This window comes from uncultured Thiodictyon sp., from assembly GCF_903946935.1.
Taxonomy (GTDB): domain Bacteria; phylum Pseudomonadota; class Gammaproteobacteria; order Chromatiales; family Chromatiaceae; genus Thiodictyon.
In genome coordinates, this window is the sequence record NZ_CAJAXH010000140.1 from 13,283 (window position 1) to 28,787 (window position 15,505).

Below are 15,505 nucleotides of genomic sequence, written 5' to 3' on the forward strand. Positions count from 1 at the left end.
TCGCGCCAGCCGCCGATGGCGAGGAGCTAGCTCCGGTTGCAATTGCGCAGGCAATGCGCCAAGTGCGGCATTCAGACGGGTTCGCGGCGCGGATGAACATCACCCTCGTCGCCCCCACTGGCCAGCGCGCGCTGCCTATCAAGATTTCCATCGTCGGGCAGATAGCGGCCGCACGGGAGCGCCTGGTGATTCGCGGCATTGCGCCGGAGCGCATACGCAATCGATTCATTGCGGCGGAGCGCAGCGGCGATGGCCCAATCAGGGCCGTCACCTATCGCGAATCGGCCGCCGCCGCGCCCGCGCCGGCCGATTCATTCATACCGATATTCGACTCAAATCTGGTCGTTTGGGACCTGTTCGCCCCTTGGTGGAGCTGGCCTGAACCCCATCTGGGGGGCTCCGCCCGGGTCGGCGAGGACGACTGTGTCAATGTCCGCTTGCACACTGAAAGCGCCGCTTCCCCGATCCGCGAGGTGGTGAGCTGTGTCGACCCGAACCGGCACCTGTCATTGCGGACTCAACTGTTCGATGGCCGGCATTCCCCGGTCCGCACGATCCTGGTTGAAGAGGCCATGCGCCAGGCATCCGGTCGGGTGGCGGCAAGAAAATTCTCGATCACTGGTGCCGACCAAGCGGTAACCGAAATCGAGGTTTATAGTGGCGATGAGGATTATCGCGTGTCGTCCGGCACCTTCGCCGCCCTTGATACCCCTGCTGCAACCGGGAACCAGCCTGACCATGCAATGCCTTGAGGTGATTCCGCACCCATCGGGAGCCGATCAATTTCCTGGTGTAATGTATTTTGCGTTTTTTGCGTTCATTTGCGGCTTAACGACTCTTCTTAGGATAAATGAAGCGGATTAACCTCCTTCCGAAATAAGCGCCTGGTAGTACCGCGCGCTGGCCTTGAGGGTACGGCACTGGGTGATGTGGTCGACATGCACGAGGCCAAAGCGCTTGGCATAGCCCTCGGCCCACTCAAAATTATCGAGCAGTGACCAGGCGAAATAGCCCCGCAGATCCACCCCTTGTGCGATGGCGGCACGGGCGGCGACCAGGTGGGTGCGCAGATAGTCGACGCGCTCCGGGTCCTGGACCTGATTGCCGACTGGCGCCGGGTCATCGAAGGCCGCGCCGTTCTCGGTGATATAGAGCGGCAGGTCGCCATAGCGCTGCTTGACCCAGAGCAGGGTCTCGGTCAGCCCTTCCGGGTAGACCTCCCAGCCCATGGCGGTGCAGGGCCGATCCGGTGGGGCGATGCGTCGCGCCGCGCAGGGCAGTTCAGTGGGGTCGTGACGGACCAGGCCGCGCGAATAGTAATTGATCCCGAGGAAGTCGAGTGGCGCCTGAATGCGCTGCAAGTCCTCAGGCGGGAAACGCGGCCAGTCCGCGCCAAAGATCGCCGCCAACTCATCCGGGTAGTGACCGAGCAACAGGGGGTCCAGGAACCAGCGGTTGATGAAGTGATGGCGCCGCCTGGCCGCCTCCCGGTCTTGCGGTGAGTCGGTGGCCGGCTGCTGGGGCTCCAGGTTGAGGCTGATGCCGATCTGATGGCGACCGAGTTCGCGATAGGCGGCCACCGCCTCGCCATGGGCACAGAGTTGGTGATGGGCGACGCGGGGCGGTTCGCTGAGACTGCGGCGCCCGGGGGCGTGCTCCCCGCTTAAATGGCCCAAGACGGTGCTGACCCAGGGCTCGTTAAGCGTCACCCACAACCCCACCCGGTCATCGAGTGCATCGAAAAGCGTCGCGGCATAGTTTGCGAACCAGCGGGCGCTATCAGGATTGCGCCAACCGCCGCGCGCCTCCAAGGCCTCCGGCAAGTCCCAATGGTAGAGCGTGACCATGGGTTGAATACCGCGCTCCAATAATCCGTCGACCAAGCGCTGATAGAAGTCCAGCCCCTTGGCATTGACCCGCCCGGTGCCCTTGGGCAGCACGCGCCCCCAGGCGACGCTGAAGCGATAGGCGGTGAGCCCCAGTTCGGCCATGAAGTCCAGGTCCGCGTCGGCGCGCCGGTAGTGGTCGCAGGCGCGATCCCCGGTGTCGCCATTGGCCACGGCCCCGGGCTGGTGGCTAAAGCCGTGCCAGATGCTCGCACCAGCCCCGTCCGCCAGCGGTGAACCCTCAATCTGATAGGCGGAGGTGGCGGCGCCCCATAGGAAGCCGGGGGGGAAAGGCGGATTGGTCGACATCGGCGCCTCACGCAACGATTAATAAGAGGATTGTCCGCAAATGAACGCAAATAAACGCAAATATGAAAGGAGTGTCGGGGCCGCGGCTTTGGTATTGTATCGTTGCTGAACGATACCAACACATCATTACTGGCGTGCGGTCCGCACCGGCCGCATCTTCATTTGCGTTCATTCGCGTTCATTGGCGGATCATCATTTCCCTATCCACTCGTAGCGACCGCGTCCAACGGCTTGGCCGCGGCGCCTCGGAGCGGGACCAGGGTCCAGTGACCGTCGCTGTGGATGGTGAGCAATTGGTCGTAGAGCGCGGTGTCGTCGTCGTCCTCGCCCAGGGTGACATAGGTGATGTCCCGCTCGCGCAACAGGAGCAACAGTTCATCGAGTTGGGCCTCGCTCAACGCGCGACTGGGGTGGTCGAGAAAGACGAACGCAGGCTCCGCCAGCAACACGCGGGCAAAGGCGAGGGTTTGCTGCTCGCCCAGCGACAGGAGCTCACTCCAATTCTTTTCGCTGTCCAGCCCGCCCGCGCGCTCGATCACCGCCACCAGCCGCAGTTGCCGCAGGCAGTTGAGGATGCCCTCATCCGAGAAGCGTCGCCCGCCGTTGGTCTTGGCCTTCTGCACCGATTTAAAGACGACGTCATGATCGGCCGCGCCCGGCAACAGGACCTCGCGCAAGGTCCCCGGCGGGACATAGGGGCGCTCCGGCAGGAACAGCAGATCGTCCGACTCGGGGCGGGTGATCTCGCCCTCGCCTTGGTTCCATAGTCCCGCGGTGGCCCGGAACAGCGCGGTGCGGGCGGAGTCGTCGGCGACGCGAATCAGCACATGGCTGTGCAAGGGCAGCGACACCGTCAAGTCCTTGACTAGATAGCGCCCGCTGCGCGGCGAGCGCAGCGTCAGTCGGTCGAAGGCGATCAGACCGCAATCGTTGCAATAAGCGATGGCCGGCGAGGTCGGCGCCGCGGCGGCGTCCATGGCATCCGCCAGGGCCCCCAGGCGGGCAATGACGGCGGTATAGGCCGAGATCGACTGAAACTGGGTGACAATCAGTGAGAATGCGCCGATCAGGTGACCGAAGGCCATGGCCGACTGGCTGATGACGCCGAAATCGGCATGGCCGCCGATGAAGAGCGGTGCGACCAGCAGTGCCGGGATAATCTGGATCAGGTAGTTGTAACCGGTGGTGAAGAAACCCAGGTTGCGGTTGACATCGATGATGCGCCGGTAATTCGCGACCAATTGTTCCAGACGGTTCTGGAGCCGGTCGCGCAAGCGATCTTCCTGGCGCACCAGGGCGATGGACTCGGCGTTTTCCCGCACATGGACCAGGCGCGCGCGGAAATTGGCCTCCTTGTCGGATTGATCATAATTGAGATGGATCAGTGGGCGACCGAGATAAAATGAAAAGAGTGAGCCCGCGGCGGCGTACAGGACCGTGACCAGCAGCAACAGTGGGCTGATGGACCACATGACGCCGGCAAAGGCAATCACCGTAATGGTGGCATTCAGCAGCATCAGCACGAACGACAGGGTAGTGGCGGTCAGCGAGCGAATATCCTCGGCGATCCGCTGATCCGGGTTTTTCAGGTCGCCGTAGGCGTTCATCGTAAAGTAGGTGTGATCGTCGGTATACTTGTCGATGGCGCGCGCGGTGAGCCAATGGCGCCACAACAAGCCGAGCCGCTCTTCACAATAGCGCAGAAACACCGCCACCGCGGTCGAGATGGTGAAGACGACCAGATAGATGAGTGCGTACTTGACAAAGCCGCCCATCTGCTTGCTCTCGATCGCCGTCATGAAATCGCGGCCGACATAGCTGTTGATGACGTTCAGCGCGCTGATGCTGAGGAGAAAGCAGAGCAAGAGGAATGCGAACAGCTTGGCCTGGGGGCCGGCCTCCGACTTAGCGAGCAATTTGAGCATGCCCAAAAAGCGGGGCCAGGCGTTCTTGTTGATTGAAACTCGGGTCGCGGTCATCGCTGAGTGCTTTCTACCTGGTAGGGGCGGGGTATGCCGATCGGCTCAAGGGCTCAAGGTTTCACGGTCGGTCGGCCGCGGCAACGGCGAGCGATGACACCCGGCGGGGGCCAGTATACCCTTGCGCCTGGGACCGGCCCAAAGTTTGGCTCGCGGCCCATCGAAGATGGTCGGCAAGCCCCGTAACGCCCGCCGCCGGCCGCCATCGATCACCACTAACCCACTGATATAACTCAGCGCAATCCATCAGGAGTCGTCACGATGCAGGTCCGGGTTCTCGATGTTCTCGCCGATCCAGCGGGTTGGCTGGCGGTCGCCGCGGGCGAGGCCCGACTCACGATCACCACCGAATCCGGTCCCCAAGGGCCCGCCCTGCGGCTGGACTTCGACTTCCGGGGCGGCGGCGGTTTCGTGGTGGCGCGGTGCCCGCTCGCACTGTCGCTCCCGGAGTCCTATGCCTTGCGCCTGGAGCTGCGGGCCGAGGCACCCGATAATGTCTTTGAAGTCAAGCTGGCGGACCCAGCCAATGTCAATGTCTGGCGCTACCGTGAGCCCACCGGGGCCTTCACGCCCATCCGCCATACCCTCGAGATCAAGGGGCGGGAGTTCGACTACGCCTGGGGGCCGGCTGGCGGCGGGGCGCCCCGGGAGATCGGTGCCATCGAGTTCGGCATCGTCGCCGGTGCCGGCGGGCGGGGGACGGTGTGGCTCAGCGACCTGTGCCTGGTGGATCGTACTCTGGAGCGGCCGCCGCGCCTCACGGCCTCCAGCCACCTGGCGGGCCACCCGCCGACGGCCGTGCTGGACCAGTGCGCGGACACCTATTGGTGCCCAGCGCCATCCGCGACCAAGGCACGGCTGACCATCGACTTCCACGAGTTGCGCGAGTACGGGGGCCTGGCGTTGCGCTGGGCACCCGATGCCCAGGGCTGTGCCTTCGCGGTGCGGGCCAGCGACCTGGGCGGGGACGATCCGGCAGACGATCCAGCCGATTGGCGGACCCTGTATGAGGCCACCGACGCCGCGGGGGCCGCGAGCCTGATCTATCTGCCGGGGGGCGAGTCGCGCCTCCTGCGCCTTGAACTGAGCGCCCGGGAGGACGCGCCGCTGCCGGGTCTGCATACGCTGGAGGTGCTGCCCTACGATGCCTCGCGCACCTTGGCCGATTGGTTTCACACCATCGCCCAACGCTCGCCACGGGGGCACTATCCCCGCTGGCTCGGGCGCGAGCAGACCTACTGGACCCCGGTCGACTGCCCGGACGGCGCCTTGTCCGCGCTGGTCAACGAGGACGGTCTGGTGGAACTGGAGGCGGGCAGTTGCAGCCTGGAGCCCTTCCTGTATCTGGACGGTCGCCTGCTCTCCTGGGCCGACTGCGACATCACACAGACGCTAGAGCGGGGCGAGCTGCCCATCCCGTCGGTGTGCTGGCAGTGCGCCGAGGCCACCCTTACCACCACGGTCTTTGCCACCGAGCAGCGCGGGGAGCGCCGACTCTTCATTCGTTACCGCGTCAAGAACGCGGGGCCAGCCGCGCGCGCCCTGACCCTCTTTGCCGCGGTGCGGCCGTTCCAGGTCACGCCCCCCTGGCAGGCCCACCAGACCCTGGGCGGACCCAGCCCGGTGCGCGCCTTGGCCTTCGCGGACGGCGCCCTGTGGGTGAACGGCGAGCGGGCACTGGTCCCGCTGGGGCCGGTCTCCGGGGTCGGCCTCGTGCCCTTCGACCAGGGACCGATCACCGACTACCTGGCCCGCGGCGAGCTCCCCGCCGGGCTCGCCATCACCGATGGGGTCGGCTTTGCCTCCGGCGCAGTGCGCTTCGATCTGCACCTGGGGGCTGGCGGTCAGGCCGAGCTGTATCTGGTCGCACCCTTCGGCGCGGTGGCGCCCGGCACCCTGCACCGGCGGGTGCCGCAGGGGCTATCCGGGCCGGCACAATTCCAGCGGGCGGTGACTCAGTGGTCCCAGGTCTTGGGGCGGGTCCGCTTCGACCTACCGACGGTGGCGGCGGACGCCGGCCGCGCCTGCAAGACGGCCATTGCACACATCCTGATCAACCGCGACGGCCCTGCCCTGCAGCCCGGCCCGCGCCGTTATACCCGCTCCTGGATCCGTGACGGTGCCGTCATGGGCGCCGCCTTGGCGCGCCTGGGTTGCCCGGCCGAGGCGGTGGCCTTTATCCGCTGGTATGCCCAATTCCAGCGCGCCGACGGCAATGTCCCCTGTTGCGTGGACCGTACCGGGGTGGACTGGCTCCCGGAGCATGACAGCCACGGCGAGTTCATCTTCGCCGTCGCCGACTGCTTCCGTTTCACCGCCGACCTGGGCCTGGTAAGGGACCTCTGGCCCCAGGTGCAGCTGGCGGTCGGCTATCTCGAGGCCTTGCGCGCCGAGCGCCTGACCGACGCCTACCGCGATGGGGAGCAACGGGCCTGTTTCGGTCTGTTGCCCGAATCGGTGAGCCACGAGGGCTATCTGGCCCAGCCGGTGCATGCGTACTGGGACGATTTCTGGGCTCTGCGCGGCCTCAAGGATGCCGCCGCCCTGGCCGCGGCCTTGGGCGAGCAGGCCGAGTCGGCGCGGCTCGCCGCCCTGGCGGGGGACTTCCGCGCCACCCTGCTGGCCTCACTGGAGGAGACCATGGCCGCGCGGGGGATCGACTACCTGCCGGGCTCGGTCGAGTGGGCGGACCAGGACCCCACCGCGGTGGCCAATGCACTGACCGTGATCGACGAATTCCAGGCCCTGCCGAGGGCGGCCACACTGCGTACCTTTGAGCGCTTTCTCGAGCGCTTCCGTGCCATGCATGGGGGCGGGGCGCCCTGGACCAATTACACCCCGTATGAGATCCGCATCATCGGTGCCTTGGTGCGGCTGCGCTGGCGGCGGGAGGCCCATGAACTGCTGGACTTCCACCTGGCGGAACGCCGCCCGCCCGCCTGGAACCAGTGGCCCGAGATCGCCTGGGCCGACCCGCGCACCTCGGGCCATCAAGGCGACCTGCCTCATGCCTGGATCGGGGCCGAATACGCCCTGGTATTTCGCGACCTGTTCGCCTACGAGCGGGAGGCGGACCAGTCGCTGGTGGTGGCGGCCGGCATCCCGGAGCACTGGCTGGCGGCGGGGCCGGTGGCGGTCGCCGGCCTGCCGACCGCTTATGGTCGGTTGGATCTACGGCTCACCGCGACTGCGGACGGCGGTCTGACCCTCGTGCTGGGGGGCGACCTGCGGCTGCCGCCCGGTGGTATCCGCTGCGCCCCGCCCGGGGCCGAGCAGGCGTACCAGGTCTTGGTCAACGGTACACCTGGCGCCTTCGACGCGGCGGCGGAGATCGCCGTGGCCGCCCTGCCAGCGACCGTGATCCTGCAACCTCGCCAGACCGATTAGTCCGCGCGAGACGCGAATACTTTCTTTTTTATTCAGAGACTGGCAGCCGATGAGCACCGACCGATTCGCTGACCCCCAGGGCGGCGCCGCCCCCATCCATCGCCTATCCAACGGGCATTACGAGGTGCTGATCGCCGACACCGGGGCCGGTCGGTCCAACTGGGACTGGATCGCGCTCACCCGCGCCTCGGCCGACGCGGTCCAGGACGCGCTCGGCAGCGTCCTGTACCTGCGTGACCTGGATGACGGACGCTACTGGTCAGTGGGCTACCAGCCGACACGCACGCCGACCCCGGACTATCGGACCGAGTTGACCGACGGGTGCTTTAGCCTGGAGCGCGAGGATGATGGGATCGCCGCGCGGCTTGCGGTCAGCGTGGATGCCGCCGCGGACCTGGAGTACCGCCGCCTGACCCTGACGAACCGCTCCGAGCGGCCCCGGCGGCTCGAGGTGACGAGCTACCTGGAGGTGGTCCTGGCGCATCCGGCGGGAGATGCCGCCCACCCCGCCTTCTCCAAGCTGTTCGTGGAGACCGAGCGCGACGCCGCGACCGGTGCCCTGCTGGCCCGCCGCCGCCCGCGGGCCGCGGGTGAGCACTGGCCGTGGCTGGTCCATGCCCTGGTGGGCGCGGGGGCGCGGGAGTGGGAGACCGACCGGATGCGCTTCCTGGGGCGCGGGCGGACCCCGGCCGCCCCCGCCGCCTTGGCCGCGGGGGCGCCGCTCTCCGGCACCGTCGGCAGTGTACTGGACCCCGTTTTCAGCCTGCGTACCAGGGTCGAACTGGCCGCCGGTGCCACGGCCGAGCTGTGCTTCCTCACCGGCGTCGCCCCGGATCGGGCGGCAGCCCTGGCGCTGATTGCGCCTCCTGCTGGGAGCGCCGAGCTTCAGCTCGGCGATGCACTGGCGGTCCCCCGACCGCCAGTGCCGCCCCAAGAACCAGCAAGTGGCTATGGCGCCTTCTCCCCCGACGGCCGCGAATATGTGATTGAGCTGCGCCGCCAGGCCGACGGCACCTTGCGCCGACCGCCGCTGCCCTGGATCAATGTGATCGCCAACGAGCGTGCCGGTTGTCTGGTGAGTGAGGTGGGCGCCGGTTACACCTGGGCGCGCAACAGCCAGGCCAACCGCCTCACCCCCTGGTCCAATGACCCGGTCATCGACCCCTTCGGTGAGGCCCTCTATCTGCTGGACCAGGACACCGGCGCGTGCTGGTCGCCGTTGCCCGGTCCCCGCCCGGCCCCCTGTGACTACCAGGTCCGTCACGGCTTCGGCTATTCCGTCTTTCGCTGCGACGCTGCCGACCTGACCCAGGAGACGACCCTCTTCGTCCCCCGCGCGGACCCGCTGCGGGTCCTGCATCTGCGGTTGACCAATCACGGCAGCCGCGCCCGGACCTTGGCCGTCGTCGCCTACCAGCAGCTGGTCATGGGCAACCAGCCGGTGAGCCCGAGCCCCATCTACACCGCCTACGACGACGCCCGTGATCTGCTCACCGCCACCAACCCGGCGGCTGGCGACTTTGCCGATGGTCGCGTCTTCGCCTTCGCCGTCGTGAGCGGGGGTGTTGCGGGAGCAACCAGCTACACCGGCGATCGGGCCGGCTTCATCGGCCGCCATGGCGACCTCTCCGACCCCGCGGCCCTGCGCCGAGGTGATCCCGGCCGGGACGCCGGGACCCAGGCCATGGATGGCATCCCTGCCACCAGTACGAACTCACCGAATACGCTGGAACGCTCGACCAGCCCCTTGCTCGACGGTCGCTGCGGCGCCGGTCTCGACCCCTGCCTCGCCCAGAAAGTGACCCTGACGCTCGCCCCCGGCGAGACCGCGCAGTGCAGTTTCCTGCTCGGCGAGTGCCTGAGTAAGGCGGAGCTGGACGCGCTCCTCGCACGCTACCGCCAACCCGGCGCCATCGACCAGGCACTGGCCGCCGCCAGGGGGTTCTGGGCCGATCTGGTCGGCCGGCTCCAGGTCGAGACCCCGGTCCCGGCCATCGACCTCATGCTCAACGGCTGGCTGGTCTACCAGAACCTGAGCTGCCGTATCTGGGCGCGCTCGGCCTTCTACCAGTCCGGCGGCGCCTTCGGCTATCGCGACCAGCTTCAGGACTCGGCCGCACTGGCGATGCTGCGCCCGGATCTCACGCGCGCCCAGATCCTGCTGCACGCCGCCCACCAGTTCGTCGAGGGCGATGTACTGCATTGGTGGCACGCCGCCCCCATGGAATGCGGCCTGCGCACCCGCTTCGCCGACGACCTGTTGTGGCTACCCTTCGTCACCAGCCACTACATCCGGATTACCGGGGACGGCGCGATCCTGGACGAGTCGGCCCCCTATCTGACCGCCCGCGCCCTGGAGCCCGGGGAGGACGAGACCTTCCTGAAGCCCACGCCGAGCGGGGAATCCGGCGACCTCTATGACCACTGCTGCCGCGTCCTGGACCGCTCCTTGACGCTCGGCATCCACGGCCTGCCGCTCATGGGGACCGGCGACTGGAACGACGGCATGAACCGCATCGGCCGGGAGGGCCGCGGGGAGAGCGTCTGGATGGGCTTTTTCCTCTATCGCTGCCTGGGCGACTTCCTGCCGCTGTGCACGGCGCGCGGCGATGCGGCGCGCGTCACCCGTTACACCGACTACCGCGCCGTGCTGGTCCTGGCCCTGGAAGAGTCCGGCTGGGACGGCGCCTGGTACCGCCGTGCCTACTATGACGACGGCACACCGCTCGGTTGCGCCACCGATGACGAGTGCCGCATCGACGCGCTGGCCCAGTCCTGGGCGGCCATCTCCGGCGCCGTCCCGCGCGCGCGGGCGCAGCAGGCACTCGATGCACTCGAGGCGGAGTTGATCAGCGAGGAGGAGCGCCTGATCCGGCTACTGACCCCGCCCTTCGTCGATACCCCCCACGACCCCGGCTATATCAAGGGTTACCTGGCCGGGGTGCGGGAGAACGGTGGCCAATACACCCATGCCGCCTGCTGGGCAGTGATGGCCATGGCCGAACTCGGGCTTACCGAGCGCGCCGCGCGCCTGCTCGCGATGTTGAGCCCGGTCTCACACACCGCCACCCCGGCCGGGGTCGAGACCTATCGGCTGGAGCCCTATGCCGTCGCCGCCGACATCTATGGCACCGCACCCCACATCGGGCGCGGCGGCTGGTCCTGGTACACCGGCTCCGCCGGCTGGATGTACCGGGTCGGCATCGAGTCGGTCCTGGGCCTGCGGGTGGAGGACGGGCGCACCCTGATCCTCAAGCCCTGCATCCCCGCCGACTGGCCGGGGTTTCGCATCCACTACCGGCTGCCCGATGGCCTGACGGTCTGCGAGATCGCCGTCGACAACGGCGGGGCCGGCCAGGTGGTCGCCGCCAGCCTGGATGGCCAGCCATCGCTGGTCAGCGAGGGGGCGGCGCGGATCACGCTGCCCGCGGTGGGCGGGACCTACCGCTGGGAGGTCCGGCTCGGCTAACCCATGCCCTTCACCTTCTCCCCCATCGGCGTCATCCGCTCGCCCTACACCGACAAGTTCGGCATCCCCCGCCAGCCGGGGCTGGTGACGGCCGCCCAGGCCGCTCTGGAGTTGCTGCCGGACTTTGCCCGGGAGGAGGCCTTCACCGGGATCGCGGGCTTCTCACACGTCTGGCTGATCTTCGTCTTCCACGCCGACTGCCTCACCGCCGGCTGGCGCCCGACGGTGCGCCCGCCGCGCCTGGGCGGCCGGGAGCGGGTGGGGGTCTTTGCGAGCCGCGCCCCCTACCGGCCGAATCCCATCGGGATCTCCGCCGTGGCGCATCAGGGGCTCGAGCGCACCCCGGCCGGTCTGCGCCTGCGCCTGTGTGGGGTTGACCTGCTGGACGGCACCCCGGTGTTGGATGTGAAGCCCTATGTCCCCTACGCCGATGCACTGCCCGTGGCGCGCTCGGGGTTCGCGGTGAACGCCGACGCGGTGGACGACTGGACGGTGACCTTCAGTCCGGCCGCTGAGTCCGCCATCGCCGCCGCCGACCCCGACGGCCATCGCCAACTGCGCCTGCTCATCACCCAGGTCCTGGCCCAGGACCCCCGCCCCGGTTATATGGACCGCTATCCCGACCGCGAAACCTTCGCCCTGCGGCTCTATGATCTGAGCGTCCACTGGCAGGTGCAGGGACGTATCGCGCTGGTGACCGCGGTGGGACCGGACCCGCGGTCAGCCTGAACCCTAACTAAAACACCTGAACCTACACTTGCTAAAAAAACCAACTTGGTTAATATCTGGTTATGGAGAAACGAACCCCTCACTGCAAGCTTTCCGAGCTATGAACATGAAATGTCCTGTTTGCGGCGCGGCTGAACTGATCCGAGACGTGCGCGACCTTCCCTACACCTACAAGGGGGAAACCACGGTCATTGCCGCGGTAACGGGCGAATTCTGCCCGGCCTGCGCTGAATCCGTCTTGGCTGGGGCGGAATCCGAGCGCGTCATGCGTGAGATGCGGGCCTTCTCGAAGCAGGTGAACGCCGCGATCGTTGATCCTGGTTTCATCACCAGCGTGCGCAAGAAACTCGCACTCGACCAGCGTGAAGCGGCCGAACTGTTTGGCGGTGGCGTCAATGCGTTCTCGCGCTACGAGACCGGCAAGACCAAGCCGTCGTTGGCCTTGGTGAAGCTGCTCAAGGTGCTCGACCGGCACCCCGAGCTGTTGGACGAGGTAAGGTTGGCATAGGGTCCGGCGTGTCAGGCTTTCGATGACATCAACGCGGATGTTCAGCCGTGAAGTGGGCGCCTGGCCGGGCCGTCATCCGGCCGGCGCCACCACGGCGCGGGCCTTGATCATGATTCCGGCCACCTTGCGCCTAGTTTACAGCGCCGGGACTTATAAAAGACAAGGGCTTGCATTTTCTCAGCAAATTATTTGCGTATTGTTTTGTCCGGATTTATGATCAAAGACCAGTGGCGTTGGCGACGCCTCATGGGCACTCGGCCCTGAAGCAGAGTAGAGAAGTCTGCCTTACGGACGCGGTATCGTAAGGAGTCTGTCGGCGGAGGATATCGTGGTACTTCCCCTATTTCCTCCAGGGACGGCGCCTCGCACCGCTGCCGCTGTCGGGGGTCTGAACGATTACGTATATTGTAACCTACTGAGATCTCAAGAGAGCCGGGGTTTCGCTATGAATCATACCACCGTCTATCCGTTACTATGGCTGTCGCTTATTGCAATGCCCGTTTCGGGCGATGAAGTGTGCTTCGCCTACTGGTATCCGGGAAACTTCTTGCTTCTGGAGTCATGGTTCGGTCCCTGCCCCGGCTATTTGCCATCTGTCCATTACTATGCAGATGGGATCTTATCTATCGAGCAGGGACACCATCGAACGATAACAGCGACCAACTATCATTTACTAGACATCGCACCCGTAGCCCCCCAAACAGCCGGGTTAGTTCTTGCCAATCATGCTCACCTGACTTTTGTCGGCATCGATATAGAACTATTTGCCGCCCATTCCTACGATCAGCCGGCTCATATGAATGAAGGTATCTGGGAAATCGGATCTGACAACAACCTTACTACTATCTATCCTGGCGTTGTCCCTTACTTCTGGAATTCGGGTATCTTTCGCAAGTCCGGCGGGCAAGGCAAAACTATAGTTGCCGCTAGGTTTGACGATATTTCCGGCAGGATCGAGGTCGGTTCCGGAGTGTTGGAGTTTTCGTATCCAGTGTACTTCCTACAAACAACAGTCAGCGGAGCCGGTTCGGTGCGCATCGCAGGTGGCGGCCAGTTTCAAGGTATGAATGCCGCAACTGCCAATATCGAATTGGCAGGAGGCGTTTACACAAGCGTTAGCTACTCGGCCCTGGCCGGGGACTTTAACGGGCAGATGCTTTGGACTGGCGGGGAGTTCTCTGGCGGAAATTGGTTTGGTGTGCCGGGCCGCGATGACGTTCTCACGCTTGCGGTCAACCGACCCCTTCGCATCGCCGCTGACTCTTATCTTGCGAACGTGGCAACCGCCAGGGTCATTGCTGATGGGCTGGTTTTCGAGGGCAGTAACGGTGAATTTTATAACGAGGGTGTTTTTAGTAAGGAGGGTGGCAGCGGCGTAACGCAAGTTGGGGATATCAAGTTCAGAGACCGGAATGGCTCTATCGAGGCACAAAGCGGCGTCTTGGAGTTCGCCCATCCGGTAGAACTCTATGGAACTCGCATTCTGGGGCCAGGCCAGGTGCGTATTGCCGGCGGTGGAAATTTCGGCCTGATCAACGCCGAAAGCACCAACCTTGAACTGACGGGCGGCGCTTACACCATGTACTCCTCTGATGGAGGCCTGGCGGGACAAGTACTATGGAGCGGCGGGCAGTTCGTTGGATCAAGCTATTTTGGAGCAACCTCGCAGCCTGATAGCGTACTGACGCTTGCGGTCGGCGGAAACCTTCGCATCGCCGCTGACTCTTATCTTGCGAATCTCTCGACCACACAAGTACTCGCGGATGGTCTAGTGCTGGAGGGTGACGGGACCAACGGTAGTCGGGGCACCTTTTACCAATGGGGAGGTCTTTTCCGTAAGGCCGGGGGAGATGGGGTGACGCGAATTGGTGAAGTCACGTTCAGCGACCAATATGGCTCCATTGAGGCGCAAAGCGGCGTCTTGGAATTCACAAACCCGGTAGAGTTTTATGCAACTCGCATCATGGGACCAGGCCGCGTGCGTATTTCCGGTGGTGGTTATTTCACGATGATCAACACCGCAAGCACTAACCTGGAGCTGGCGGGCGGCGCTTACACCGCGAACCCCAGCGGGGGCTTGGCGGGACAAGTACTGTGGAGCGGCGGGGAGTTCGTTGGAGCGAACTATTTTGGGTCCATCGGACACAATGACAGTGTGCTTACGCTGGCGTCGAATCAGACAACGGCAATATCCGGTTGGCTATCGATTGAAGGAGGGCTCCGTGGTCAAGGTACCATCTCTGGTGCCGAGGGCGCTCTCTACATCGCACAGCAAGGAGAGCTTTCCCCAGGAGACTCTATCGGTCGCATTGAATTGGAAGGATCCTATTACCAGGCTGGCTCATTGATTGTTGACATCGCCCCTGATCGCGCGGATCAAGTTCAAGTGCGGCGCACCGCCGACCTGGCCGGTCCCTTGATCATTCGTCTCACTGATGGATTCAATGGTGTTTTTTCGGTAGGCACTCACACATTTGACCTTCTAGTCGCGGCCACCATTCAAGGCGATTTTACTTCCACCCGGTTGCCGGCCCTACCGACCGGAATCAACGCCCGGCTCGAGTTACTGCGCGGCTCAGGAAGCACGCCTGACCGCTATCGTCTGACAGTGGTTCGCAACCCCGGTACTCCCATTGATGATCCAAATAACCCGGACGATGATAGCGATGGCGTGGCTGACGTCGTCGACAATTGTCCGTTGGCTGCCAACCCTGATCAGGCCGACGATGACCATGACGGCATCGGCAATGCCTGCGACAGCGACTGGTTTTGTTGGGCCTGCCTGCCTGACCGTGGAGGATGGCGGGCGATTCTGCGTTGAGAACGCACGTAATAGGGGCCAGTGCGGCTTGGCAATGTCGCGTAGTCTAGTGGGTGCAAATCCCACCTGGGTAATCGTGAGCCGCGAGCCCAGTATCGAGCCTTGCGGTGCGAACGGTAACGGGCGCATCGATGCGTAGGTACGAAAGCTGGCGAGGTGTAAAGGTAACGGGTGGAGCCGACCTTGAAGGTGTTGAGCCCCGAAAATTTTAGTTGGAGAGTGCCGACGGCTTTGGCCCGCTGGCAGGCAACAACCCGTATCGCGCTACAGCGAGCGATGCGGGTACTCCCCGGGGTCACAGGCCATGTCGAGCCTGACATTGAGAATGCGCGGTAACCGAGGAGGTCCGCATCTTGGTCTGCTGGAGGCGGGCACCCGTGAACAAGCGAAAAAGGCAAGGACACGGGCGGCGGGGTG

Annotated in this window: 9 protein-coding genes; 7 read left to right on the forward strand and 2 right to left on the reverse strand. The window is 65.0% G+C overall.

Annotation, left to right across the window (positions count from 1 at the left end; all coding sequences use genetic code 11):
* The first annotated feature begins 92 nt into the window (after positions 1–92).
* A complete protein-coding gene (locus QZX93_RS12345) occupies positions 93–752 on the forward strand; it encodes a hypothetical protein (RefSeq protein WP_295388964.1) in 660 nt (219 codons plus the stop codon).
* Positions 753–860: 108 nt separating this feature from the next.
* On the opposite strand, the gene QZX93_RS12350 is transcribed toward QZX93_RS12345, so the two are convergent.
* Positions 861–2,195 (reverse strand): GH1 family beta-glucosidase, encoded by a 1,335-nt coding sequence (locus tag QZX93_RS12350; RefSeq protein WP_295388965.1) that lies wholly within the window; start codon positions 2,193–2,195, stop codon positions 861–863.
* Between the two features lie 200 nt (positions 2,196–2,395).
* The gene (locus QZX93_RS12355; RefSeq protein WP_295388966.1) at positions 2,396–4,174 is read right to left on the reverse strand and encodes an ABC transporter transmembrane domain-containing protein; all 1,779 of its coding nucleotides are present in this window, start codon (positions 4,172–4,174) and stop codon (positions 2,396–2,398) included.
* A 261-nt stretch (positions 4,175–4,435) separates the two neighbouring features.
* On the opposite strand from QZX93_RS12355, the gene QZX93_RS12360 reads away from it, so the two are divergent.
* The 6 genes from QZX93_RS12360 (at position 4,436) to QZX93_RS12385 (ending at position 15,088) form a co-directional block, all read left to right on the forward strand.
* Positions 4,436–7,561 carry a discoidin domain-containing protein gene (locus QZX93_RS12360; protein WP_295388967.1) on the forward strand — a complete coding sequence of 1,042 codons (3,126 nt, stop codon included), beginning with the start codon at positions 4,436–4,438 and terminating at the stop codon, positions 7,559–7,561.
* A gap of 49 nt (positions 7,562–7,610) precedes the next feature.
* On the forward strand, positions 7,611–11,030 hold the full coding sequence (locus QZX93_RS12365; RefSeq protein ID WP_295388968.1) for a glycosyl transferase: 3,420 nt from the start codon (positions 7,611–7,613) through the stop codon (positions 11,028–11,030).
* Positions 11,031–11,033: 3 nt separating this feature from the next.
* Positions 11,034–11,759 carry a tRNA (N6-threonylcarbamoyladenosine(37)-N6)-methyltransferase TrmO gene (gene tsaA, locus QZX93_RS12370; protein ID WP_295388969.1) on the forward strand — a complete coding sequence of 242 codons (726 nt, stop codon included), beginning with the start codon at positions 11,034–11,036 and terminating at the stop codon, positions 11,757–11,759.
* 106 nt (positions 11,760–11,865) lie between these two features.
* Positions 11,866–12,267 carry a type II toxin-antitoxin system MqsA family antitoxin gene (locus QZX93_RS12375; RefSeq protein ID WP_295388970.1) on the forward strand — a complete coding sequence of 134 codons (402 nt, stop codon included), beginning with the start codon at positions 11,866–11,868 and terminating at the stop codon, positions 12,265–12,267.
* Between the two features lie 37 nt (positions 12,268–12,304).
* Positions 12,305–12,484 (forward strand): hypothetical protein, encoded by a 180-nt coding sequence (locus tag QZX93_RS12380; protein WP_295388971.1) that lies wholly within the window; start codon positions 12,305–12,307, stop codon positions 12,482–12,484.
* 228 nt (positions 12,485–12,712) lie between these two features.
* Positions 12,713–15,088 (forward strand): hypothetical protein, encoded by a 2,376-nt coding sequence (locus QZX93_RS12385; RefSeq protein WP_295388972.1) that lies wholly within the window; start codon positions 12,713–12,715, stop codon positions 15,086–15,088.
* Positions 15,089–15,505: the final 417 nt, after the last annotated feature.